At 62.4% G+C, this 23,508-nt stretch carries 18 protein-coding genes; 13 read left to right on the forward strand and 5 right to left on the reverse strand.

Going from position 1 to position 23,508, the window contains the following annotated elements; translation table 11 throughout:
- Positions 1-10: 10 nt before the first annotated feature.
- The 3 genes from E2K99_RS21915 to E2K99_RS21925 all read right to left on the reverse strand — a co-directional run bounded on the left by E2K99_RS21915 (position 11) and on the right by E2K99_RS21925 (position 7,789).
- Positions 11-640: a penicillin-binding protein activator LpoB gene (locus E2K99_RS21915; protein ID WP_240733788.1), complete on the reverse strand. Its 630-nt coding sequence runs from the start codon at positions 638-640 to the stop codon at positions 11-13.
- Positions 641-780: 140 nt separating this feature from the next.
- Positions 781-4,875 carry a tetratricopeptide repeat protein gene (locus E2K99_RS21920; RefSeq protein ID WP_240733789.1) on the reverse strand — a complete coding sequence of 1,365 codons (4,095 nt, stop codon included), beginning with the start codon at positions 4,873-4,875 and terminating at the stop codon, positions 781-783.
- Positions 4,805-7,789 carry a bifunctional glycoside hydrolase/polysaccharide deacetylase family protein gene (locus tag E2K99_RS21925; protein ID WP_134223556.1) on the reverse strand — a complete coding sequence of 995 codons (2,985 nt, stop codon included), beginning with the start codon at positions 7,787-7,789 and terminating at the stop codon, positions 4,805-4,807. Before E2K99_RS21925 ends, E2K99_RS21920 begins: the two co-directional genes overlap by 71 nt.
- A gap of 543 nt (positions 7,790-8,332) precedes the next feature.
- Here E2K99_RS21925 and E2K99_RS21930 point away from each other — a divergent pair.
- The 6 genes from E2K99_RS21930 to E2K99_RS25615 all read left to right on the forward strand — a co-directional run bounded on the left by E2K99_RS21930 (position 8,333) and on the right by E2K99_RS25615 (position 12,502).
- A complete protein-coding gene (locus tag E2K99_RS21930; RefSeq protein ID WP_034334379.1) occupies positions 8,333-9,079 on the forward strand; it encodes a GntR family transcriptional regulator in 747 nt (248 codons plus the stop codon).
- Positions 9,080-9,137: 58 nt separating this feature from the next.
- Complete coding sequence (locus E2K99_RS21935) at positions 9,138-9,920, forward strand: transporter substrate-binding domain-containing protein (protein WP_039783710.1); 783 nt, start codon at positions 9,138-9,140, stop codon at positions 9,918-9,920.
- A 215-nt stretch (positions 9,921-10,135) separates the two neighbouring features.
- Entirely contained in the window at positions 10,136-10,807 is a 672-nt protein-coding gene (locus E2K99_RS21940; protein ID WP_034334375.1) for an amino acid ABC transporter permease, read from the forward strand.
- The gene (locus E2K99_RS21945; RefSeq protein ID WP_034334373.1) at positions 10,804-11,460 is read left to right on the forward strand and encodes an amino acid ABC transporter permease; all 657 of its coding nucleotides are present in this window, start codon (positions 10,804-10,806) and stop codon (positions 11,458-11,460) included. Before E2K99_RS21940 ends, E2K99_RS21945 begins: the two co-directional genes overlap by 4 nt.
- Positions 11,441-12,175: an amino acid ABC transporter ATP-binding protein gene (locus tag E2K99_RS21950; RefSeq protein WP_088755038.1), complete on the forward strand. Its 735-nt coding sequence runs from the start codon at positions 11,441-11,443 to the stop codon at positions 12,173-12,175. Before E2K99_RS21945 ends, E2K99_RS21950 begins: the two co-directional genes overlap by 20 nt.
- Before the next feature lie 171 nt (positions 12,176-12,346).
- Complete coding sequence (locus E2K99_RS25615; protein ID WP_166675095.1) at positions 12,347-12,502, forward strand: hypothetical protein; 156 nt, start codon at positions 12,347-12,349, stop codon at positions 12,500-12,502.
- 96 nt (positions 12,503-12,598) lie between these two features.
- Here the strand turns inward: E2K99_RS25615 and E2K99_RS21955 are convergent, their stop codons facing one another.
- Positions 12,599-13,144, reverse strand: a complete 546-nt coding sequence (locus E2K99_RS21955) for a hypothetical protein (protein ID WP_039783703.1) — start codon at positions 13,142-13,144, stop codon at positions 12,599-12,601.
- Between the two features lie 301 nt (positions 13,145-13,445).
- Here E2K99_RS21955 and E2K99_RS21960 point away from each other — a divergent pair, with 301 nt between their 5' ends.
- The 6 genes from E2K99_RS21960 (at position 13,446) to puuE (ending at position 19,401) form a co-directional block, all read left to right on the forward strand.
- Positions 13,446-14,504 carry an adenosine deaminase gene (locus E2K99_RS21960; RefSeq protein ID WP_134223557.1) on the forward strand — a complete coding sequence of 353 codons (1,059 nt, stop codon included), beginning with the start codon at positions 13,446-13,448 and terminating at the stop codon, positions 14,502-14,504.
- A 387-nt stretch (positions 14,505-14,891) separates the two neighbouring features.
- A complete protein-coding gene (locus E2K99_RS21965) occupies positions 14,892-15,209 on the forward strand; it encodes a hypothetical protein (protein ID WP_134040233.1) in 318 nt (105 codons plus the stop codon).
- A gap of 5 nt (positions 15,210-15,214) precedes the next feature.
- A complete protein-coding gene (locus tag E2K99_RS21970; RefSeq protein WP_034334381.1) occupies positions 15,215-15,955 on the forward strand; it encodes a GntR family transcriptional regulator in 741 nt (246 codons plus the stop codon).
- 223 nt (positions 15,956-16,178) lie between these two features.
- The gene (locus E2K99_RS21975) at positions 16,179-17,630 is read left to right on the forward strand and encodes an NCS1 family nucleobase:cation symporter-1 (RefSeq protein WP_121040597.1); all 1,452 of its coding nucleotides are present in this window, start codon (positions 16,179-16,181) and stop codon (positions 17,628-17,630) included.
- A gap of 39 nt (positions 17,631-17,669) precedes the next feature.
- Complete coding sequence (locus E2K99_RS21980) at positions 17,670-18,404, forward strand: aspartate/glutamate racemase family protein (RefSeq protein WP_134223558.1); 735 nt, start codon at positions 17,670-17,672, stop codon at positions 18,402-18,404.
- 64 nt (positions 18,405-18,468) lie between these two features.
- Positions 18,469-19,401, forward strand: a complete 933-nt coding sequence (gene puuE, locus E2K99_RS21985; protein ID WP_134223559.1) for an allantoinase PuuE — start codon at positions 18,469-18,471, stop codon at positions 19,399-19,401.
- A 959-nt stretch (positions 19,402-20,360) separates the two neighbouring features.
- Here puuE and E2K99_RS21990 read toward each other — a convergent pair.
- Positions 20,361-21,605 carry a urate hydroxylase PuuD gene (locus E2K99_RS21990; RefSeq protein ID WP_121040603.1) on the reverse strand — a complete coding sequence of 415 codons (1,245 nt, stop codon included), beginning with the start codon at positions 21,603-21,605 and terminating at the stop codon, positions 20,361-20,363.
- A gap of 719 nt (positions 21,606-22,324) precedes the next feature.
- On the opposite strand from E2K99_RS21990, the gene E2K99_RS21995 reads away from it, so the two are divergent.
- The gene (locus E2K99_RS21995; RefSeq protein ID WP_121040605.1) at positions 22,325-23,407 is read left to right on the forward strand and encodes a porin; all 1,083 of its coding nucleotides are present in this window, start codon (positions 22,325-22,327) and stop codon (positions 23,405-23,407) included.
- Positions 23,408-23,508 lie beyond the last annotated feature (101 nt).

A 23,508-nucleotide genomic window follows, 5' to 3' on the forward strand; every position in this document is an offset into this window, starting at 1 on the left:
TTCTCTCCCATCAGGGGCGCTGCATCTCGGGTGTGGCGGACTCGGTCTGCGCCGCAGTATCCGCGGCATTGGCCGCATTGACGGCCGCCGAGGTGCGCGCCAGCGTGCGCAAGGGCGACAGCAGGCTGCGCATGAGCTTCTGTGCCACGGCCGACAAGGCTTCGCGGCTCCAGCCACTCTTCGCACCGGCCGCTGCCCAGACCACCTTGCCGCTGGAGACCTCGATCAGCTGCAGCGTCAGGCCCACCGCCGGCTCGCCATCGATGCCGACCTTGTAGCGCCATTCATCGACGGTGCCGGAGAGCGCATAGGTGATGTTCTCGCTGCGTGCCCAGTCAAGGGCGGCATCGAGCTGCTTGCGGTCCATCGGCTCGAACAGGGTTTCATTGTTGAGCGAAGCCGGATAGCGGCGCAGCTCGGCCAGGCCATTGGCGCGCAGGATGCTCTCCGAGATCGACTCGGCACGCAGTCCGGCCTGCGGGGTCTCGGTGTGATTGGCGAAGGGCAGCAAGCCCCAGCGTGCGTCGGCCGGTACCACCGGCGCGGGGCCGATGTCAGCGGTGGAGCAGGCGGCCAGGCCCAGGGCCAGTACGGCAGCGCTGCCGAGTTTCAACAGCGTGGAGCGGATCTTGTTTGTCATGGTGGTCACCTTGGAGCAATGCGCGGCCTTTCGCGGCCATAGATTAATGAGAGCTGATTCATCGATTTCATTGATCAATCAATTTCGACACGGTACGGACAGCGAGGCCTTCACCTGCGGTTTCAATTTCAGATTCATATTCAGTAGAACCATTTGTAGAGCACATTCAATTCAAATCCGCGCTGCGGCGTGTTCGGCGTGGCACTGGTGCTCTGCGCCGCTACCGACAACACGTCCTGTCCCAGCACGCTGCCGGCCACCCCGGCCCGCAGGTTGCGGCCCCAGCCGATGTCGGAGGTGCGGGTCAGGCCGAACTCCGCATAAGGACGCCAGGCGCGCGTGTAGGCATTTTCGATGACGGTGCCGGCACCCAGTGCGACACCCCACGAGCGCGCATCCAGCGGCATGTAGCGAAAGCCCGTCGGATCGTTGCCGGCCGGGACCAGGCGCGCGATCTGGTCATCGCTGGCGCCGCGGTCGCTGAACTTGGCATCGTTGACGAAGCCGCGCAGGGTCAGGTTGGGATACTCCACGCGCAAGTGCGTCCCGATTTCGGCATTGAGGGTGCGGCCATTGCCGAGCGCCGTGCCGGATTGCGTCTGGTAGCGCTGCAGGCCGCCGCCCAGGCGCAGGTATTCGGTACGGCTCAATTGCAGGTTCAGGTTCAGTTCGCCGCCGCTGCGCCGTCCGCCCACGCGGATCAAGGCCGAATCGATGGCCGCCAGGTTCAGCCCGCCATTGCCGGAGAGCGTGAGCTTGGGCGTGAGCTGCTGCGAGAATTCCAGGCGCAGGCCATTGAAGGAAGTCATCGCATCGCGGTGCTGCAGGCTGGCGCTGACGAACCCATCCTCGATGCGACGGCGCAAGGTGAATTCGAAGAGGCGGTCCACCGCCGGCACAGCGCCCAGCAGGGTAGTGTCGTCCACGGTCTGGTGCCGTTCGGTGTAGCCGAAGGAGAAGCGCGTGCCCGGCGTGAGCGCCACGCCGGTGTTGACCGTGAACAGCTTGGTGGCCAGCGGGAATTCGCGCGTGGCGGTGTAGCCCGCCGAGAAGCGCGGCGGCTCATCGGTCACCAGGCCGGTCAGCCGTCCGTGCAGTTCATCGTCGGCGGGCAGGCGTTCGAGCTGGTCGAAGGCCAGCGTCTGTGCCAGGCCGACGCGTCCGGCCACGCGTGCCGCTTCGACGCGGTCATACATGGGCAGCCAGTCGGCCAGGTTGTCCAGCATGGCATTCAAGCGCTGGCGATCATCGTTGCCCAGGGCCATGGCCAGCTCGCCCCACAGCGGCTTGTCGAGCTGTTTGGCAAAGCGCGTGGCCAGCCAGGTGCGGGCCAGGTCGGACTGGTTCTGGTTCATCGCATAGGCCAGCGCCAGTTCGCGTGCACCGGAAGACAAGCGCGCATCATCGCCCGGGCGCTGGCCGGTGTCGGTGGTGGGCGCAAACAGTGCTGCCGGCCCCTCGGCCAGTTGCGCTGATCGCACCTCATCCTGGCTGCGCTGGACGGCATCGCTGCGCGCGGCTTGCTGCATGTCCTTGAGCAGGGCCGGGCCGTTGGCGGGGTTGGACTGGCCGTCCGGCCGCGGTGGCAGCGTCACATCGCTGCGCAACAGTGCGCGCATGACGCGGGCGCTGTCATCGGCGCTCATGAACAGCGGTGCCAGCGCCGCCAGACGATCGCGCCATTCGTGCAATTGCCCGGGCGGGACATTGCGCAGCAATTGCGGATTGCGCACTTCCAGCCAGGCATGGCGGCGGATGCGCCAGGCCAGGTCGGGCTGGCCGGTGGCATCCAGCGCCTCGGCATAACTCATCAGCCACAGGTAATCGTCGTGCGGGAAGCCGGATTTGCGGAACCAGTGCAGCGCCTGGTTCTGCCGGTTCAGCGACATGTTGGCGGCGGCGTACGGTCCCCACAGTTGCGGCGTGGTCTCGGCATCATGGGCCCACATCGTCATGGCGCGATTGAGCAGTGCGGCATCGCGCGTGGCGATCAGTACCCAGAGGGTCTCGGCCCGCACATCGGCCGCGCGCGGTGCCAGCGACAGCGCCAGGCGCATGTCGGCACGCGCGCCCTCGAGATCGCGCTGCAATTGCTTGACCGAGGAACGCACGCTGAGGAAAGGAACGTATTTTTCCAATGCCGCATTCTGCTGCGGGGTCAGGCTGGCGAGGAAGCTGCGCGCGCCCTCCAGGTCATTGAGACGCAGGCGATAGGTCAGCGCCTGCACCGCGAAATTGGGCACGCCGGTGCGGTGGAAGCCGAACTCGGCCAGCTCGGCGGCGGCGCGTGGTTCGCGGTCCTGGATCACCACCATCATGTTGCTCATGTCGCCTTCGGCGGCCTGGTCTGCGGCCAGCAGGCGGTCATAGCCGATGCGCGCCTCTTCATTCAGACCCATGTAGCGCGCCACTTCCGCATAGGTGCGCCAGAAGTCGGCATTGCCGTCCGGTGCCACCCTGGCGGCAGCGCGCAGCACTTCCAGCGCATCGTCCAGGCGGCCGCGCAGATACAGGGGATTGGCGGTCATCAGGGCGTTCGCGGCGGAAGGGCCGAACTCCTCGCGCTGGCGGCGCAAGGTCGCCAGCGCAGCATCATCGCGGCCCATGCGCAGATACAGCTTGGCCAGCGCTTCCATCGTGCCGTTGCGCTCGGTGGCGGCGTCGGGAGTGCGGGCCGGCTTGCCGCGCAGACGCTCTTCCAGCAAGGCGGCGGCGCGTTCGGGCTGGCCGATGTTTTCGTATTGCGCCACCAGCAGGTTGACCCACTGCGCATTGCCGGGCTCGACCTGCATCTTGTGCTGCAGGGCCTCGACCAGCATGTCTTGTTCAAAGGTCCCGGCGGCGGCACGCAGGACGTTGTCCCATGCCGCCTCGTCACCCGACAGGCGCGCATAGGCCAGCCATTGCGGCGTGGCCTGTTCCGGCACACCGCTCCATTCGGAGACCTCGGCCAGGCGCTTGCGCCAGGCCGCGTCATCGGGACGCTGGCGCACCGCCGATTGCGCCAGCAGGCGCGCATCGACCAGGTTGCGATTGGCCAGGAAGACGTTGTAGGCCAGCGTGTAGATCTCCTCATCGAAGGGCAGCCTGGCCAGCGCGCGGCTGGAAGCCATATCGGCCGCCGAGGGCTGGTTCTCCCCGGCCACACGCAGCAGGCGGCCCTGCTGCATCGCGCGCTGCAGTTCATTGTGCAGGCGCCGGGGATGGTGCAGCAGCGATTGCATCTGCTGCAGCGACTGCCGGAAGTCCTGCATGGACACGGCCACCACGCCCCCCTGCCCGGCCCGCGCAGCCGCCAGCGGCGACGGCACACGCGCCATCGACAATTGCAGCAACTGCTTCACGTAACGCTCGGCGGCATCCGGGCGATTGGCCGCCTGGGCCAGCCGCGTCAGGTACAGCAGCACGGTCTTGTCATTGGCCAGCGGACCGAGGTTGGCCTCGGCGGCGGCCAGCGCTTCCTGGTAGAAGCCGCCGGCCTGCAGGGTCCGCATCGCATCGAGGAAATTCTCGCGGCGCGCCGCCAGCGATCCGGCATGTTGCATGGCCAGCAGGTAGAAGGCCGCGCTGCTGTGATAATCGCCCACGCCCAGACTCTGCTGGCCCAGGCGCACCGCTTCGGTATAGGACATGTCGGCCGTGCTGCGATCGGCCAGCAGGCGCGCGAAGGCGGCGCGGGCGGACTCGCCGTCACCGAGTGCCAGCGCATCCTGCGACAGCGTCAGCCATTGCTGCGCAGTGAGCGGATAGGTCATCAGCACATTGAGCTGTTCGCGCAACTGCGCCAGCAAGAACGTGCGCTCGGGCGCATCCTTCGGCAGGGCGAAGACTTCCTGCTGGCGGATGCGGTATTCCAGCCAGGCCGCCGACAGGCGCGCCGCGGCGCTGCTGTCCATCTGCAGCAGCGCGAGTTGCGCGCGCGCCTCCCCGAACTGGCCGAGGTCGATCATCTGCTTGACCAGCTCGGCACGCAGCGCCGCATTGCCGGGCTGGGCCTTGAGGAAGACCTTGATGTACTCGACCGTCAGCTGGTCGGATTTGCCGCTGGCATTGGCCACCTCCAGCCGCTGCTGCAGCGAGACCTTGGGATAGACCAGGGCGAGCACCGTCCCGACCGCCAGCGCGAAGCCGGCGATCGTCCAGGGCGAGAACAGCCTGGCCCGTTCATAAGGTGCATTGAACGAGTACCAGGTGCCGTGTTGTCGCGAGCGGGGCGGTTGCGGAGCCGATGTCATATTGATGAACTGCAGTCTTGCCGGTGAAATTGCGGTACCACGCCTGGCCGGTGATGCTGACCGACTTGCCCTTGGCCAGCGCCACGCCATCGGCGGTAGCGGTACAGGCGCGCGCGCCGCTGACGCTGAAGGTCGTCACGCCATTGGCGGTGAGCGAAAAACGCAGCTCGGCCTTGTTGCCGTTGATGCTGCGCTGGAAATCACCGACCTGGCCGGCCGCCTCCAGCAGCATGGGCAAGGCCGGCGACGCATCAGCTTGCTCGCTGCTGCTGCGCTGGCGGATGCGCACTTCGCCTGCCGAGGTGATCAGGTAGCGGCCACTCGGGCCCGGTGCGATCCCGGCGATGCCGGGCTGTGACAAGTCCACGTCAGGCGCATCGGCCGGGATGCGCAGCGTGCGCAGATACTCGCCGGTGCGATAGACCAGCGTGCCATCGGCAGTGCGGGCGATGCTGGTGTTTTCGAAATCGATGACCTTGCGGATGTACTGCGAGACGTACAGCCGCGTGAACGGCTGCGCCTCCGCCCAGCGGTGGATCTTGTGCAGGGCCGCCACCGAGGCGGGCTTGGTGCCGGCATAAAAGTGGTAGTAGATGTCCACCGCCTTGAAGCGGACCGGCTCGCCGGTCAGTTCATAACTTTCGATGGCGCGCTCGAAACCGTAGAAGGGACCGGTCCAGTTGCCGGTGTAGACGTTCTCGTCCTGGTTGGGCGCGAAGACCTGGTACCAGCCCTGCTTGCGCACACCTTGCGCGGCGATGTCGGTCCAGGTGTTGCGGCTCCTGGTGATCATGGTGTCGCCGCCGTTCATGTTGAGGAAACCGTCCAGATAAGTCTGGGCGATGGCCTCGGGCGGCGGCACGCAGTTGCCGGTCCAGAGGAAGACTTCAGCCTTCTTGCCGGGCGGCAGCAGGGTCTTGTTGATGTAGTCCATCGACCCCTTGATCTCGCGCTGCAGGTTGAATTTGTAGTTGGGGATGTCCAGCGTGCGCGAGGCATCGCCATCCATCTGGTTGATGTCGGCAGTGCGAGTGTCATACATCGCATCGGCCCAGTTGAAGGGATGCGAGAAGGAATGGCTGGCCGGCTCCACATAAGGCAGCGTGAACATCTTCCGCGCCAGCGCCGTGGTCTGTGCGGAGAGCTGCGGATAGACGCCCTGCGGGCTCAGCTCGCCCTCCACCACCGAGACCGTCACGGGGAAGCGGTAGCGGTCCCATATCTCCCGCTGCAGCACTTCGACCGCAAAGGGCGAGCCCGGATATTCGGCCTTGGAGGGAAACCCATCGCCATCGAGGTGGCTGGTCTGGATGCGGCGGCCGCCCTCGGTGGTCACGTCCGGCACCGGAATGGCGGGCAGGCGCAGCGCGCGTTTGAGGAACAGCATCGGCTGCAGCACCCAGCGCGGCGGATCCATCACCTGCAGCGTGGTAGTGGCGAACGGGGCCAGGGCGAATCCGCCCCAGGGCATGATGGCGGCGGCATCGTAGATGTTGTTGCGGCCATCCTTCATGCGCAGCAGCGACTTGGCGGCAGGATCGGTCAGGCGCACCAGCTCCAGCTGCGTGCGGTCCACGCGCGGCTTGGTCTCGAAACCCATCAGTTCGGGATCGGCTTGCGTGACCTCCAGCTGTTCCGGCGCAGGGGCGGAAAAACTGGTCAGCCCCAGCATGCCGGCACTGAGCTTGGTCATCTGGAAACCGAAGGCATTGAAGATGGCCACCGGCACACCTTCCTTGATGCGCTGCCCGATCCACGGGCCCAGGCGCTGGTGATCGGTACCGCTGCGGAACCAGGTCACCACGCCGGCATAGCGTCCGGCCAGTGGCTCGGTGGGCAGGCCCTCGCGGCCGACTTCACGGAATTCGTAACGCAAGCCGAGGTGATTGAGCTGGATGCCGAGGAAGCGTTGGGCCTCGGTGGTATGCAGGTCATCGCCCTGAGCCACATCCAGCAGCACCAGCACATTGCGCGGCACCAGTTCGACACTGGACACGCCCATGGACATCAGCGTGCCATCGGCCACCCAGGGCAGGAAGCCGTCGGCGCTGATCTTTTTGGCCGTCTCGCGCGCCAGGGCGCGGGCACCGGGCTGGAACGGGTCGACGTAATCGATCGCGATGGCCGGCAGGCGATAGCGGTCGCGGATGGTACGCAGCTGGCCGGAGAGCCAGGCGCGGTCATTGTCGGTGACGGCACCATAGCTGCGGCGGCCGGCGTCGTAGCCGCGATAGAGCGATTCGGCAGCCACCGCATACGTCAGCGGAGCCACATCGGGGAACAGTTCGAAGCCGCGATTGAGAATCAGCTTGGCCTCCGGATAGCGGCGCTTGAATTCGCGCAACGTGGCGATCATGGCCTGCGTCTGGGCGGCGCGTTCGGCATCGGTCTTGGCAAAGAGCTGGTAGGAATCCAGCGTGTCGAGGAAGAAACCGCGCCAGCCCTGCGCCCACAAGGGCGCCACGATCTTGTCGAGGAAGAAGTCGCGCCAGCCGGGCGCGGTCTGGTCGATCACGCGGCTGCCCCACGCGGCGTTGTCGCCCTTGAGCAGGCCGGGCGGCATCTGCTTGTAGTAAGGCCGCGAAGGCTGGACCTCGCCCAGCGAGACATAGGCAAACAGCTGGTGCGGCCCGTTGGCCGCACTGCGCGTGCGTGCGGCCGGGTCGCGCACGAAGGCCGGTTCCACCACGGCCACGTCAAAGGCCTGCAGGTCAGCCAGCGGGGGATTGGGGCCGTAATAGAAGGCGATCGAGGTGGGCGCGGCCGCCGTGGCCGCCGCCGGGTTCTGGGCCGGCGCTGCACCGGTCACCAGCGCCGCCGCGCTGGCGGCCAGGGTCCAGGCCAGCGCCCGCAAGGCGCGCCAGGTCCGGCCGGCTGTTTGTTGTATGGCTTGGCTTGCTGCAGAGCGCGGCACGGGCTCTCCCTGATGGATTTGTTATCAATTTGGCAGGCCGTATGAAACCACGGCTGCGGCATTGCTGAAATCCGGAAAATCCTGACATGGATGAGCTTCCATCCTTGTTCTTGTTAAATTTGCCGGATTTTCCCTGTGTGCTTGTTAGCAATTTGTATCAGATTCTAACTAGATTCAACTGCAAGTTTATTACTTGAAGGGAATTTCGATGTCTCTTGATGTGAATATTTTGACGTCCATCCAAGATAATCCGCTGCCTGAAAACGCCAATGCATTCATATTCGACAATGCGGCGCACAAAAGCAGGGCAGTCCAAACCCGCCTGTGGCGGGCTCAAGCGCACCAAAAGCAGGCAAGCCCTGCGCCGACTCCTTCATTTCGTCCATTTTGCGCCGCATCACCCGCCCTCCCGCCAGCGTGACCACATTGCGACACCCCGCGCAAACCCTTGCCACACCGGCGTCTGGCCGCCAATAATCGTCGCGGCTTGTTGTATGCCAATCTTGTATATCAGCGTGGCACACAACTTGCTGATGAGGGGATATGAACACCGATCCTTCCGCCAAGTCGTCGTCGCAGATTGCGGTCCGCATCACCGAGGCCATCCTCGCCAAGCAACTGGCACCGGGGACGCGCTTGGGCGAACAGCAGCTGGCCGACCTGTTCGGCGTCTCGCGCACCCAGGTGCGCGAAGCGCTGACCCGGCTCATGGCGCGTGGCATCGTCACCGTCAGTGCCCGGCGCGGCTGGTTCGTCATCGAGCCGACTGCTGAACAGGCGCGCGAAGCCTTCGAGGCACGCCGCGTGATCGAACTGGGGCTGTTGCGCCAGGCGCGGGTGCGGCCGATCAGCGCGCAGGCCATCGGCCAGCTGCGCGATCACATCGCACGTGAAGAGGCGGCCATCGCCGGGGCCGATGTGGGGGCGCGCAGCTATCTGCTGGGGGACTTCCATGTCTGTCTGTGCGAATGCCTGGGCAACTCGCTGCTGTCGGAAACGCTGCGCGACCTGACCGCGCGCACCACCTTGACGGCCATGCTGCACCAGTCGTCGGAGCAGGCCGAGGATTCGTGTTCGGAACATGTATTGATCGTCGAAGCGCTGGAACGCGGCGATCTGGAACGGGCAGAGCAACTGATGCAGGACCACCTGCAGCATGTGGAATCAGGGCTCACCCAGGTGCGCAGCAGCGATCCGCTGGAACCGCTGCGGCAGGCGCTGGCATCGGTGTCGCGGCAGGGGGCTGCGGGCGAGACCGGACTGCCGCGCCAGGAAAGCAAACGGCCTTGAGCTGCACAACAGGCCACTCATCAACGTAGTCAATGACGTCAACCCAAGGGAAACTGCTATGAAACTGACCAAACTCCTGCTCGGCCTGATGGCCGGCGCCATGATGTTCTCCGCTTCGGCTGCCCGCGCCGACGCCCTGGACGATATCCAGAAGCACGGCACGCTGCGCGTGGCGGTGCCGGCCGACTTCCCGCCGTTTGGCTCGGTCGACAGCGACCTCAAGCCGCTGGGCTTCGACATCGACGTGGCCAACCTGATCGCCAAGAAGATGGGCGTGAAGGTCGAACTGATCCCGGTCTCCAGCGCCAACCGCATTCCCTACCTGACCACGAAGAAAGTCGACCTGGTCATCTCCAGCATGGGCAAGAACGCCGAGCGTGAGAAGGTGATCGACTTCAGCGCTGCCTATGCGCCCTTCTTCAATGGCGTGTTCGGCCCGGCCGACCTGCCGGTCAAGAGCGCCGCCGACCTGGCCGGCAAGACCATTGCCGTCACCCGTGGCTCGGTGGAAGACCTGGAACTGACCAAGATCGTGCCGGCCTCGGCTACCGTGAAGCGCTACGAAGACAACAACAGCACCATCAGCTCCTTCCTCTCCGGCCAGGTGCAGCTGGTAGCGACCGGCAACGTGGTGGCCGCCGCCATCATCGCCAAGAACCCGCCCAAGAAGCCCGAGACCAAGTTCCTGATCAAGGATTCGCCTTGCTTCATCGGCCTGAACAAGGGTGAGAAGAAACTGCAGGACAAGGTCGACGCCATCCTGGCCGATGCCAAGAAGGACGGCAGCCTCAACGCCATCTCCCAGAAGTGGCTGGGCCTGCCGCTGCCGGCTGGCCTGTAATTTGCTGGAGTGACCGCACACCTTCGTGGTGTGCGGCATGACAGTTGCGGGAATCCACCAGTACAGTAGCCAGGCGACGGCAGTACGGTCGCCCGAGAGCACCAATACAGCACCAATACAGCAGCAGTACAGCAGCAAACCAGTTTTACCCCGGCAGCAGGCAGGCGGACAACCCGGCAAACGCAGCATTTTCGAGGCAGGGCAGACACGACATCATGGCTTATCAATTCGATTTTCTTTCCACGCTCGACTACACCGACGTCATCGTCAAGGGTGTGGCGACCACCGCCGAGCTCATCGCCATCGGCGGCGTGCTGGGCGTGGCCGTGGGCATCTTCGGTGCCTGGGCACGCACGCAGGGGCCGGGCTGGCTCAAACCCATTGTCAGCGGCTATGTGGAGATCATCCGCAACACGCCCTTCCTGGTGCAGCTGTTCTTCATCTTCTTCGGCCTGCCTTCGCTGAACATCCACATCAGTGAAATCACCGCTGCCATCCTGGCCATGGTGATCAACCTGGGGGCCTACAGCACCGAGATCATCCGCGCCGGCGTACAAGCGATTCCGCGCGGGCAGATCGAGGCGGCGCAATCGCTGTCGATGTCGCGCGGGCAGATCTTCCGCCACATCATCCTGCGTCCGGCGCTGCAGAAGATCTGGCCGGCGTTGTCTTCGCAGGTGGTCATCGTCATGCTGGGCTCGGCGGTGTGTTCGCAGATCGCGGTGGAAGAATTGTCCTTCGCGGCCAACTACATCCAGGGCCGCAACTTCCGCGCCTTCGAAGCCTACATCGTCGCCACCGCCATCTACCTGGTGCTGGCCATCCTGCTGCGCCAGTTGCTGCGCCTGATCGGCAACCACTTCATCACTGCCCGGAGGACCGCATGATCACGTTCACCACCTGGGACATCGTCCGCAACCTGATGCTGGCGTGGCGCTGGACCATCGTCCTGTCGCTGGTCACCTTCGTGCTCGGCGGCGCACTGGGCCTGATCATCCTGTTCATGCGCACCTCGCGCCAGAACTGGCTGCGACAAGTCGCACGGCTCTACATCGAACTGTTCCAGGGCACGCCGCTGCTGATGCAGTTGTTCCTGGTCTTCTTCGGCATTGCGCTGTTCGGTATCGAAGTGCCGGCCTGGCTGGCGGCGGGACTGGCGCTGATGTGCTGGAGCGCGTCGTATCTCGCCGAGATCTGGCGCGGCTGCGTGGAAGCCATTCCCAAGGGGCAGTGGGAAGCCTCATCGGTGCTGGCCATGGGCTATTTCCAGCAGATGCGCTACATCGTGCTGCCGCAGGCTTTCCGGATCGCGATTGCACCGACGGTGGGATTTGGCGTGCAGATCATCAAGTCGACGGCGGTGACCTCCATCATCGGCTTCATCGAATTGTCCAAGGCCGGCACCGTCATCACCAATGCCACCTTCCGCCCCTTCACGGTGTTTGCCATCGTGGGTGCCTTCTACTTCGTGCTTTGCTGGCCGCTGTCCAAGTACAGCCAGTCTTTAGAAAGGAAATACAATGCCGCTCATCGCCATTGACAACGTCAAGAAACGCTTCGGCGACAACGAAGTCCTCAAGGGCATCAGCCTGGACGTCGAGCCCGGTGAAGTGATCGCCATCATCGGCAAGAGCGGTTCGGGCAAGTCGACGCTGCTGCGCTGTATCAACGGCCTGGAGAGCATCGACGAAGGCAACATCAGCGTGGCCGGTGCCAAGCTGGGTGCGAGCGAACTGGAGCTGCGCAACCTGCGGCTGAAGGTCGGCATGATCTTCCAGCAGTTCAACCTGTTCCCGCATCTCTCGGTGGGCCGCAACGTGATGATTGCGCCGATGATCGTCAAGGGCACGAGCGAAGCCGAAGCGATGGCCACGGCCAAGGCCAATCTGGAGAAGGTCGGGCTGGGTCACAAGTTTGATGCATTTCCGGACCAACTCTCCGGCGGCCAGCAGCAGCGCGTGGCGATTGCGCGCGCGCTGTCGATGAATCCGCAGGCGCTGCTGTGCGACGAGATCACCTCGGCGCTGGATCCGGAACTGGTCAACGAAGTGCTGACCGTCATGCGCGGCCTGGCCAAGGAAGGCATGACGCTGTTGATGGTGACGCACGAGATGCGTTTTGCGCGCGAGGTCTGCAACCGGCTGGTGTTCATGCACCAGGGCAAGGTGCATGAGATCGGACCGCCGGAGGAATTGTTCGGCAATCCCAAGACGCCGGAATTGCAGCAGTTCATCGGGATGACGCAGGGGGCTTGAAGCGGACTCTGCACAAGTTGCTGTAGCGGGATCACAACCCCAGGTCTGGAAGAATTTCCGGGCCTGGGTTTTTTTAATGCTCAACCTTCTTTCGATGACCGTCGGACTGCTATGGTCCCTTCGTCTCAACAGCTCCAATTTTTCAACACTGCTCAAGCGAAGGAAGCGACCATGATCAGCGCTGCAATGACGGAATCGGAATATCTCGCCGCGCTTGCCGAGATTGAAACACTGATGTTGGCGACACTTGACTCTGAAGATGGGCAGCGTTTGGATGCGCTGGTGTGCCTTGTCCAAACCTATGAGGCAAAATATTGCCCGCTGTGAAGGCATTTCCGGCCGACACCGCCGAAAATCATTGCCCCATGCAAAAGCCCCGGCTGAAACCGGGGCTTTTGCTTGATGCGATCAGGCAATCGCGAATCATCGGTCGACTTCACACACCTTCCGGTCATTCTCATAAAACACCACCGGCCCCGTCGTGAACCGTTCCTTGGGAATGGCCACCATCAGGTAATCCTTGATGCGATACGAGGCGCCGGAAGCCGGTGCGCGATAGAGATAGTTCAGACGCAGGGTGCCGTCGCGCAGACGCAGCGACAAGGGCGTGAAGACATGGGGACGTTCCGCCGCATCCGGCGCGGTCATGCTGCGCGCCACCACCAGATATTGCTTGCGTTCAAAATGATCGGCCGAAGGACCGAAGGGACGCTTGTCGTTCATCACCGGAGCCGGCTGCATCCAGCGGTCCCACTCGGCGCGGCTGCGGATCAGGGCACAGAAAACCGGCTGGCGCTGCTCATCCCAGTTCTTCAGGAAACCCTGGTAGGAACCGCTCAGGACCGTCTTGTACGGTACCACCGTCGGGTCCTCGGCTTCCGTCCACGGCATCATGGAACACCCCGACATGGCCACCAGTACGGTGCCACCCACGATCCACTGCATGCTTTCCCTGATCGACTTGCGCATTCGTTTCCCCCAAGAAGCTTAGCATTTAAACATGGCTTGCCCGATGCTGGCGAGATTTAGTTGCATCCCTGCCAAAGTCCCGCCCGGCGAGAGGCCGCAGCACTGCTGCTCAGAACTCACGCAGCCTCTTTGGTTCAGCGGCATACCGGCTTTTACCTTTGTGGAGCCAGGGTTGCAATTTGCGTGATAATGCGGGGTCCGGAAGGCGGCTATGCTGGCGCGGCGAGGTGTCGCGCGGCGCTCGCGGGTCTGTTCCCGCGCCCGCCTTCCCTGTTTCTGCCATTTTTGAAGGGTCGTTTCCATGAGCTCAGCTGTCATTTCTTCCTCCGCTACCGGCGCCGCGCTGGACGGTTTCATCGCCGGCCTGCCGAAAACCGAACTGCACCTGCACATCGAAGGCACGCTGGAACCCGAGCTGATGTTCGCCCTGGCCCAGCGCAACAACGTCGCCCTGCCCTACGCTTCGGTCGAGGACCTGCGCGCGGCCTACAACTTCAGCGACCTGCAGTCCTTCCTCGATCTCTACTACGCCGGCGCCAACGTGCTGCGCACCGAGCAGGACTTCTACGACATGACCGCCGCCTACATTGCCCGCGCGCAAGCCGACAACGTGCGCCATGCCGAGATCTTCTTCGATCCGCAAACCCACACCGAACGCGGCATTCCGATCGCTACCGTGTTCGCCGGCATCGCCGCCGCCCTGCGCGATGCGCGCCGTCGCGATGGCTTTGGCAGCGTGATGATCATGTCCTTCCTGCGCCATCTTTCCGAAGAAGATGCGTTCGCCACGCTGGAAGCGGCACTGCCGCTGCGCGAGCAGTACGCCGACCTGTGGCTGGGCATCGGCCTGGATTCCTCCGAACGCGGCAATCCGCCGGAGAAGTTCGAACGCGTCTACGCCCGCTGCCGTGAACTGGGCTTCCGCCTGGTGGCCCACGCCGGCGAAGAAGGTCCGGCCGCCTACGTGATCGGCGCGCTGGACGTGCTGCACGTCGAACGCATCGACCACGGCGTGCGCAGCGAGGAAGACCCGGCCCTGATGCAGCGTCTGGCGCAACAGCGCACCCCGCTGACGGTGTGCCCGCTGTCCAACCTGAAGCTGTGCGTGGTCAAGGACATGGCCGAACACAACCTGGCGCGCCTGCTCGATGCCGGCCTGGCCGTGACCGTCAACTCCGACGACCCGGCCTATTTCGGCGGCTACATGAACGCCAACTATCACGCTGTCGCCCGCTCGCTGAAGCTCTCGCGCGAGCAGGTGCTGCAGCTGGCACGCAATGGCATCGACGCCTGCTTCCTGTCCGAGGAAGACAAGGCCACCCTGCACCAGGAGCTGGAACAGTACGCCGCCAGCCACTAGGGCCTGTTCACATTCAATCTGTGAGATGCGTTGCCCCCAGAAGGCGGGCTGGCAAGGCGCGCGTCAGGGTTGGTGGTGGTGCCACCAGCCCTGACGTGCAACGCGGCCAGCGCGCCTTCTGGGGGCAACCCTCCGGGAGAGGCCGCCAAGCGTCGCCTGCCGTTGTTGCAGCTCCTTGCCGTGGCACCACCACGGCGCGTCGCCGCGCCTAGGCAGTCAACGCTTGGCGACCTCTCGCACTCACAGATTGAATGTGAACAGGCCCTAAACCTGCCGCAGCTTGCAACACCGCGCCCGGCCATGTGCCGGGCGTTTTCATATCCCTTGCGGTCAAGCACGCTTCTTGCATAGGAGTTACAGGGGATTGGCGACGGTCCGGCCCGTCTTTTGCAGCGCGCCACCGGCACCATTGACCACCCATTTTTGCCGCAATCGAACGCACGGATTGACAACAATTTCTGGAACAAAGATTACGCCATGCAGCATGCGGTACGCCATTGTTCACAAGGGAAGTTTGCCCCATCGGCGCTGCGCCGCAGCATCGAAAGTCGCGTCGGCGGTGACCCAAAGAGGGTCACAGGGCATTCTTTTTGGTGCAGAATGAGCCCCGTTTTGTTGCAAATCCATTTTCAGATTGTTGACGATCCATGCGCCTCGTTGTTGACCGGCAAGACCTTCCAGACAGTCATTCCAGCCAGAGCATGAGCATCATGAACAAAGCCAGCAAAACCGCACGCCCCCCTGCCGCCCCGGCCCGCGCCAGTGCACGCGAGCGCGAAAGCACGGGAGCGGTCGAGGAGAGGATGTACCAGGACATCTATGACGCGATCATGGAACACCGCCTGCCGCCGCGTACCAAGCTGACCGAGCAGACCCTGTGCCAGATCTACGACACGGCCCGCCACACGGTGCGCAAGGTGCTCTCGCGCCTGGCCTCGGAGGGCATGGTGGATCTGGAAGCCAACCGGGGCGCCTTCATCGCCAGCCCTTCGCATGCGGAGGTGCGCGACATGTTCGAGTTGCGCAACATCCTCGAACATGCGGTGCTGGAGAAGGTCGGGCGCGAGGCGGGCACGCGCCAGATCGCCGGTTTGCGGCGCATGGTGGAGGAAGAGCGGGATTGCTATCTGAACGGTGACCGGCCTCGCTGGATCCGGCTTTCCGCCCAGTTCCACCTGGCGCTGGCGGAGCTGACCGGCAATGCGCTGCTGGTGGAGACGCTGCGCAAGCTGGTTTCGCGCACCACGCTGATGATCGCCAAGACGGAGGCGCCGGGCCACAACGCCTGCTCCTTCGATGAACACGAGACCGTGCTGGAAGCGCTGGAAAAAGGCGATGTTGCCGCAGCCCAGTCGCATATGGCACATCACTTGCATTTGTGCGAGGACCGGGTACGGCCGGATGCGGATGATCAGTTCGATCTGCGTGCCGTGCTCGGCAAGGGACTGTGACCCACGGGCCGGCGCGCACACCCTGATTTTCCCGCCAGGGAGGATCAGGAAGATGGAAGAAGGAAGTGAGAAACAAACAGGGCCACGTCGCGCGGCCGAATGCAATACCGACCGTGTGACCACCACCATGCCGACAAGAGCATGCAGGAAGTCCGTTGAACAGCCCGGCTGCGGCCGGGCGTGATTCGTTTCACCCAACCTTTCTCTCTGATGGAGACCGGCCATGACTACCGACGCTTCCCCCTCCGCTGCACCCGGCGCCTATCTCGCCGGCGCCGACGATGCGCGCCTGACCAATGAAGACCTTGCCCCCCTGAAGAAACAGACCTGGGGTTCCTACAACATCTTTGCCTTCTGGATGTCCGACGTGCACAGCGTGGGCGGCTACGTGTTTGCCGGCAGCCTGTTCGCCCTGGGCCTCACCAGCTGGCAGGTGCTGATCTCGCTGCTGATCGGCATCAGCATCGTCTACCTGCTGTGCAACCTGGTGGCGCGTCCCAGCCAGGCGCATGGCGTGCCCTATCCGGTGATGAGCCGCCTGTCCTTTGGCGTGCTGGGCGCCAACGTCCCCGCGATGATCCGCGGCCTGATCGCGGTGGCCTGGTACGGCATCCAGACCTATCTGGCCTCGGCCGCCTTTGTGGTGGTGGTGCTGAAGTTCTTCCCGGAACTGAAGCCTTATGCCGATGTTCATGTGCACTCCTTCGCCGGCCTCTCCACGCTGGGCTGGGGCGGCTTCCTGCTGCTGTGGGTGCTGCAGGCGCTGGTGTTCTGGAACGGCATGGAGACCATCAAGAAGTTCATCGACTTTGCCGGTCCGGCGGTCTATGTGGTCATGTTCATCCTGGCGGGCTGGATGATCTACAAGGCCGGCTGGCAGAATGTCGGCCTGAACCTGGGCGAGATCAAGTACAGCGGCTGGGCGGCGGTCTCGGTGATGATCACGGCGATCTCGCTGGTGGTGTCCTACTTCTCGGGGCCGATGCTCAACTTCGGCGACTTCTCCCGCTACTGCCATACCTTCGCCGATGTGAAGCGCGGCAACTTCTGGGGCCTGCCGGTCAACTTCCTGGCGTTCTCGATAGTCACGGTGGTGACTACTTCGGCCACCATTGCCGTGTTTGGCGAACTGATCACCGATCCGGTGGAAACCGTCTCGCGCATCGACAGCACGACTGCTGCCGTGATCGGCGCGCTGACCTTCCTGACGGCCACCATCGGCATCAACATCGTGGCCAACTTCGTCTCGGCCGCGTTCGACTTTTCCAATCTCTCGCCCAGCCGCATCAGCTGGCGCGCCGGCGGCATGATCGCCGCCACGGCCTCGATCTTCATCACGCCCTGGAACCTGTTCGGCAATCCGGAAGTGATCCACTACACGCTGGATGTACTGGGCGGCTTCATCGGCCCGCTGTACGGCATCCTGCTGTCGGACTACTACCTGGTCAAGCAACGCCAGGTGAAGGTCGAGGATCTCTACACCATGCGTCCTGAAGGTCGCTACTGGTACACCAATGGCGTGAACCGTGATGCGGTCAAGGCGCTGGTGCTGGCCGCAGCCGTGTGCGTGGCCTGCGTCATGCTGCCGCAGCTGCGCAAAGCGGCGGACTTCTCGTGGTTCATCGGTGCGGCGCTGGGCGCGGTGTTCTACCTGATGTTCGCGCGCAAGCGTTGAGCGTCGCCGACCTGGACTTCATTGCATCAAGGAACAAGCATGCGTATCAAGCTGATCAATCCCAATACCACCATGAGCATGACCGATGCCATGACCGCCTGCGCCCGTCAGGTGGCGGCACCCGGCACCGAGATCACGGGCGTGAGTCCGCGGATGGGGCCGGCCTCCATCGAGAGCCACTATGACGAGGCGCTGGCCGTGCCGGGCCTGCTGCAGGAAATCGAGCAGGGCGAGCGCGAGGGAGTGGACGCCTACGTGATTGCCTGTTTCGGCGACCCTGGTTTGTCGGCCGCGCGCGAGCTGGCGCGGGGACCGGTGATCGGGATTGCCGAAGCGGCGATGCACATGGCCAGTCTGGTCGCTCCGTCCTTCTCGGTGGTGACCACGCTGGCGCGCACCAGCGGCATGGCCTGGCATCTGGCCGAGCGTTACGGCATGCAGCGTTTTTGCCGCAACGTACGTGCCTGCGAGATTGCGGTGCTGGAGCTGGAGAATCCGGCTTCCGATGCGCGGGCGCGCATTACCGACGAGTGCCGGCGTGCGCTGGCTGAAGACGGGGCCGAGGCCATCGTGCTGGGGTGTGCCGGCATGGCCGACCTGTGTGCGGCCATTGGCCGTGACATTGGTGCACCGGTGATCGACGGCGTGACCGCAGCGGTCAAGCTGGCGGAGTCGCTGGTGGCGCTGGGGCTGGGCACGGCCAAGGGTGGTGAATGGGCGCGGCCTTTGCCCAAGGCTTATCATGGATTGCTCAGCGGTTTTGCACGTGTGTGATTTTCCCTGCGGCGCTGTGGTTGGGCGCTGCGATTTCCTTTCTTGACAGCCAAACGAAGAACTTATGTCACAGCAACAAACTTACCCTCGCGACCTGGCCGGCTACGGCCGCAACCCGCCGCACGCGCGCTGGCCCGGCCAGGCGCGGGTGGCTTTGCAATTCGTGCTGAATTATGAAGAAGGCGGCGAGAATTGCGTCTTGCATGGCGATCCTGCGTCGGAGCAATTCCTGTCCGAGATCGTGGGGGCGGCGGCTTATCCGGCGCGGCACATGTCGATGGAATCGATTTACGAATATGGGTCGCGAGTGGGGGTGTGGCGCATCCTGCGCGAGTTCGAGAAGCGCGGTCTGCCGATGACGATCTTTGGCGTGGCTACGGCCTTGCAGCGTTCGCCGGAGGTCACGCAGGCGTTCCAGGAGCTGGGGCATGAGATTGCTTGCCATGGCTTGAAGTGGATTCATTATCAGAACATGGATATCGAGACCGAGCGGGCGCACATGCAGGAGGCGGTGCAGATCTTCCGTGAGCTCACCGGGAGCGCGCCGCTGGGCTGGTATACGGGGCGGGATTCGCCCAATACGCGGCAGCTGGTGGTGGAGCATGGGGGCTTTGCCTATGACTCCGATTACTACGGGGATGATCTGCCGTTCTGGACTGAAGTCGAGACCAGCGGTGGCGTGAAGGCGCCGCATCTGGTGGTGCCTTATACGCTGGATTCCAATGACATGCGGTTTGCTACGCCTCAAGGGTTCAATACCAGCGAGCACTTCTACCAGTACCTCAAGGATAGTTTCGACGTGCTCTACGAAGAAGGGGAAGATGTTCCCAAGATGCTCTCCATTGGGATGCATTGCCGTCTGCTCGGACGGCCAGGACGGTTCCGTGCCCTGCAGCGCTTTTTGGATTATGTGCAGTCACACGACAAAGTCTGGATCTGCCGGCGTATCGATATCGCTGAACACTGGAAGAAGACGCATCCATTTTCGGAGCGCTGATTTATTCCTTTTTGGAATTTATCTGTACCGCCTTGGGGTTTTGTCCTTGGGCGGTATTTTTTTTCGGTGGTGATTTTACGGTTTGGGGTAGTCTGCACAGAATTCTGTCCTGCGCTCTAGCTTAATTATTTTCTCTCTCCGGTCGGAAGAACGCGCCGGGAGCGGCCCGGCAGCCGCTCACTTTTCTTGTCTCGCCAAGAAAAGTAAGCAAAAGAAGGCGACCGCAACTGCGCCGCCCTCCTTCGGAGGGTCCCCGCTTCAGAGCCCAACAAAACGGGAAAAATAGAGTCGCTTCGCTCCGACTATTTTTCTGATCCGTTTTGTTGGGCTCTGAAGCGGCGGCGCAGATGCGGACGACTGAGACGGCTCGCCTTCGGCCTCGCCACATCTCCCACTCGCCTTCGGCTTTGCGTTGGCTTTCTCTCGCCTTCGATACGTCGCTGCGCGACTACTCAGGACGAACGGACGGAAATTATTTAAACAAAAAACAAAAAAAAAGAAAAAAGAAAAAAGAAAAAACCAAAACCCAGAAAGGGAGTGGGAACGATCAACCGATCAATGCCGCAGGCGAGCCCCCGCAAAGCCGAAGGCGAGTCGGAGACGCGGCGAGGCCGAAGGCGAGCCCGTGGGGGTTGCCGTCCCCATAGAGCCAGCCGTCGCAGCGGAGCGAAAAGTGGATCAGAAGGATAGTGGGAGCGAAGCGACTCTATCCTTCCCACTTTTCGCTTCGCTGCGACGGGGACCCTCCGAAGGAGGGCTGGCTCTTTGGGGTCGCCTTCTTTTGCTTACTTTTCTTGGCGAGACAAGAAAAGTGAGCGGCTGCCGGGCCGCTCCCGGCGCGTTCTTCCGACCGGAGAGAGAAAATAATTAAGCTAGAGCGCAGGAAAGATTTCCGTGCAGACTACCCCAAACCACAAAACCAGAAAAGCAGTCTGCCAAGCCACCAAGCAATCAAACCATCATTTAACGGGAGCGCCGCTTTCGAACCACTTCCCGATGATGGCGCGTTCATCGTCGGTGATCTGAGTCATGTTCCCTAGAGGCATGGCCTTCTGCACGACAGCCTGTTGATAGATCTGCTGAGCGTGCTGGGAGATATGTTCAGGCGAATCGAGCAAAACGCCCTTGCCGGGCACGGGCATGAGGGTAGGTTTGGCGGCATGGCACTGAATGCATCGCGCCTGAATGACTTGCTGGACTTGGGCAAACGACCCTGCAGCCACAGCTTCGCCAGCAGGAGCAGGAGCAGCAGAGGAAGAAGGAGCAACAGCAGCCACCGGCTTGGACTGCATGGCAGGACTCATCCACAAGATCACCGCCAGCAGCAGTGCAACAGCAATCCCCGGATACCACCAGTTGTAAACCCCCTTGTGCCGCAACACGAAGAACTGCCGGATCAAGGCACCAGCGGCCATGATGCACAACAAGACAATCCAGTTATGCGGCGCGCTGTAAGTCATGCTGTAGTGATTGGACAGCATGGCAAACAGCACCGGCAAGGTGAAGTAAGTATTGTGGACGCTACGCTGCTTGCCGCGCTTGCCATGAATCGGATCGGGTGCTTGCCCGGCGCGCATGGAGGCCACCATCTTGCGCTGCCCCGGAATGATCCACACCAGCACGTTCGCGCTCATGATGGTGGCAAGGGAAGCCCCGCTGATGAGGAACGCCGCCCGCCCCGAGAACAGATGGCAGGCTGCCCAAACCGAAACGATCACCTGCAACCCGACCAGAATATTGACCAGCCGATCCGCCCCCGGCCGATCCCCGATGGTGCTGCAGATCGCGTCATAGATCAGCCAGTTGAAGACCAGGAAGGCAATGGCCGTCCCGCCCGCCATCGAGGCCGACATATCGAACACATTGCGATCCACCAAAAAGACGTTCGCATTGAAGAGATACAACAGCGAAAACAAGGCAAAGCCCGACAGCCAGGTACTGTAGGACTCCCAATAAAACCAGTGCAGATGCTCCGGCAACACCTTGGGTGCAAGAAGATACTTTTGCGGATTGTAGAAACCGCCGCCATGCACCGCCCATAACTCGCCGCCGACGCCCTTCTCCTTGAGCTCAGGATCGGTCGGTGCCACCAGACTGTTGTCCAGCCAGACGAAATAGAACGAAGACCCGATCCAGGCAATCGCCGTGATCACGTGCAGCCAGCGCAGCAGAAGATTGAGCCAATCGAGAAGGTAGGCTTCCATGTCAGAAATGCGTCCTCATGTAGTAGTAAGGCTGGAGGGCGAAAATGCCCCAGCCAAAGGTTCAAGCATAAATGGTGCCGGGATGAGAAAAACACCGACGTCCGCTTGCGAACAAGTCTGCATCCCGATTGCCAACAGGCTTAATCCCACCGAGCAACCCAAACCAACAGCAGCCCAGCTGACGCCCGGAGAATCCAAGCGCAGATTGTGCACAATAGCAATATTTTTTGTTCACAATATGTGGCGATCTTTATAGCCCAAAGTGCTTTTTGCAGATAAGCGTCAACCCGCTCCCAGCCGATACCTCCACCATCAGATCAAGGCCATTGCCAGCCTGCCTGGCAAGCATGTTTTTTTAGTGCATGCCGTCAAAATCAGTGCAGCGAAGGCACCAACTTGTTGCAACTGATCAGAAATTATTGTCAACAAAATGTAAGCCAACTGCCGACGTATACGACAATTGATTGTTGCACCTCCCAATAACCTCAGTCAGAACCACCTCTCCCCTTGTGCAGGGGGCCGGGCTGATGAGTCCCGCCCGCCCTCCAATATCAGCGCCCGGCCCGCAATACCCGGTTGGCACGATATCTGCTAATTGGCGTTGCTGAACCCGCACGGCAGGTGGATCGGGAGAGCGGCATTACCTCCTGTCATGCGCAACACGGTGAAATCGTCGGATCAGCTTTCCGACACCCATTTTTTATCAACAGGGGAGATCAATGAAGAAAACTCGTTTGGCACTGGCTTTATCAGCCTGCCTGATGGCCGGCAGTGCAATGGCGCAATCATCCGTCACTGTCAGCGGCCTCGTCGACGCTTACGTCGGCAGCATGAAAAACAGTGGCGATACCGGAAGCAAGTCCTCGGTCGGTTCTGGCGGCATGACCACCTCCTGGATCGGCTTCAAGGGTGTTGAAGATCTGGGCGGCGGTCTCAGGGCAGAATTTGCCCTGACCTCGTTCTTCCAGACAGATACCGGTGCCTATGGCCGCTTCTCCGGAGACAACCTGTTCTCGCGCGATGCCAACATCGGCCTGTCAGGTGAGTTCGGCAAAGTCTCCCTGGGACGCGGTCTCGCACCAAGCTTCCTGCCAACCGTGCTGTTCAACCCGTTTGGCGACTCCTTTACCTTCTCACCGCTGGTACTGCACGTCTACACCCCGTCGGGAAGTTTCGGTGCGCGCACCTGGCCCCAAGCAAACGCAGCTGACAGCGGTTGGAGCAACGAAGTCATCTATACCACTCCGAAGTTCGGTGGCCTGCAAGCCAACCTGCACTATCAGTTCGGTGAAGTGGCTGGCGATAACGGCAAAAAGAACATCGGTGTCAACGCGCTCTACTTCAACGGTGGTCTGGCACTGACCGCCTTGTACTTCGATGCGCAGGTCAGCAACCCCAATTCCGGTGCGGCTGTCGTTGACGCCACCACACCCTTCGCTTCCATCAATCGCCAGAAAACCTGGATGCTCGGCGCGACCTATGACTTCCAGGTGATCAAGCTGTACGGCACCTACCAGACCAGCAAGGACACCACCGCTGGCGCGTCGCAAGCCAAGGACAAGGTAATGAGCGCAGGCCTGTCGATCCCGGTAGGCAATGGCTCCATCCTGGCCGCCATCGCTCGCACCAAACGCACCGGCGATCTGCTGACCACCGGCGACGTGTCGCGCAATACCACCTCAGTCGGCTACGACTATTTCCTGTCCAAGCGCACCGACGTGTACGCGATCGTCATGAACGACAAGATCTCCAGCCAAAGCAATGCAGCATCGTTCGGCTTGGGAATCCGCCATCGCTTCTGACGGCATGTCCGCATATTGAACACACCGCAATTGCGGCATGTTCAAACTGGAGTCCGCGCCACCCGTTTCCGATGGCGCGGACTCCGGTCATGCGGTGATCG

The sequence above is a fragment of the Herbaspirillum huttiense genome (assembly GCF_004367745.1).
In the GTDB taxonomy this organism is placed as follows: Bacteria; Pseudomonadota; Gammaproteobacteria; order Burkholderiales; family Burkholderiaceae_D; genus Herbaspirillum; species Herbaspirillum huttiense.

Excerpts from the sequence above, each read along its gene's own strand:
- E2K99_RS21915 (WP_240733788.1), bottom strand. The coding sequence starts at position 640 with ATGACAAACAAGATCCGCTCCACGCTGTTGAAACTCGGCAGCGCTGCC.
- E2K99_RS21920 (WP_240733789.1), bottom strand. The coding sequence starts at position 4,875 with ATGACATCGGCTCCGCAACCGCCCCGCTCGCGACAACACGGCACCTGG.
- E2K99_RS21930 (WP_034334379.1), top strand. The coding sequence starts at position 8,333 with ATGAACACCGATCCTTCCGCCAAGTCGTCGTCGCAGATTGCGGTCCGC.
- E2K99_RS21935 (WP_039783710.1), top strand. The coding sequence starts at position 9,138 with ATGAAACTGACCAAACTCCTGCTCGGCCTGATGGCCGGCGCCATGATG.
- E2K99_RS21940 (WP_034334375.1), top strand. The coding sequence starts at position 10,136 with ATGGCTTATCAATTCGATTTTCTTTCCACGCTCGACTACACCGACGTC.
- E2K99_RS21945 (WP_034334373.1), top strand. The coding sequence starts at position 10,804 with ATGATCACGTTCACCACCTGGGACATCGTCCGCAACCTGATGCTGGCG.
- E2K99_RS21950 (WP_088755038.1), top strand. The coding sequence starts at position 11,441 with ATGCCGCTCATCGCCATTGACAACGTCAAGAAACGCTTCGGCGACAAC.
- E2K99_RS25615 (WP_166675095.1), top strand. The coding sequence starts at position 12,347 with ATGATCAGCGCTGCAATGACGGAATCGGAATATCTCGCCGCGCTTGCC.
- E2K99_RS21955 (WP_039783703.1), bottom strand. The coding sequence starts at position 13,144 with ATGCGCAAGTCGATCAGGGAAAGCATGCAGTGGATCGTGGGTGGCACC.
- E2K99_RS21960 (WP_134223557.1), top strand. The coding sequence starts at position 13,446 with ATGAGCTCAGCTGTCATTTCTTCCTCCGCTACCGGCGCCGCGCTGGAC.
- E2K99_RS21970 (WP_034334381.1), top strand. The coding sequence starts at position 15,215 with ATGAACAAAGCCAGCAAAACCGCACGCCCCCCTGCCGCCCCGGCCCGC.
- E2K99_RS21975 (WP_121040597.1), top strand. The coding sequence starts at position 16,179 with ATGACTACCGACGCTTCCCCCTCCGCTGCACCCGGCGCCTATCTCGCC.
- E2K99_RS21980 (WP_134223558.1), top strand. The coding sequence starts at position 17,670 with ATGCGTATCAAGCTGATCAATCCCAATACCACCATGAGCATGACCGAT.
- puuE (WP_134223559.1), top strand. The coding sequence starts at position 18,469 with ATGTCACAGCAACAAACTTACCCTCGCGACCTGGCCGGCTACGGCCGC.
- E2K99_RS21990 (WP_121040603.1), bottom strand. The coding sequence starts at position 21,605 with ATGGAAGCCTACCTTCTCGATTGGCTCAATCTTCTGCTGCGCTGGCTG.
- E2K99_RS21995 (WP_121040605.1), top strand. The coding sequence starts at position 22,325 with ATGAAGAAAACTCGTTTGGCACTGGCTTTATCAGCCTGCCTGATGGCC.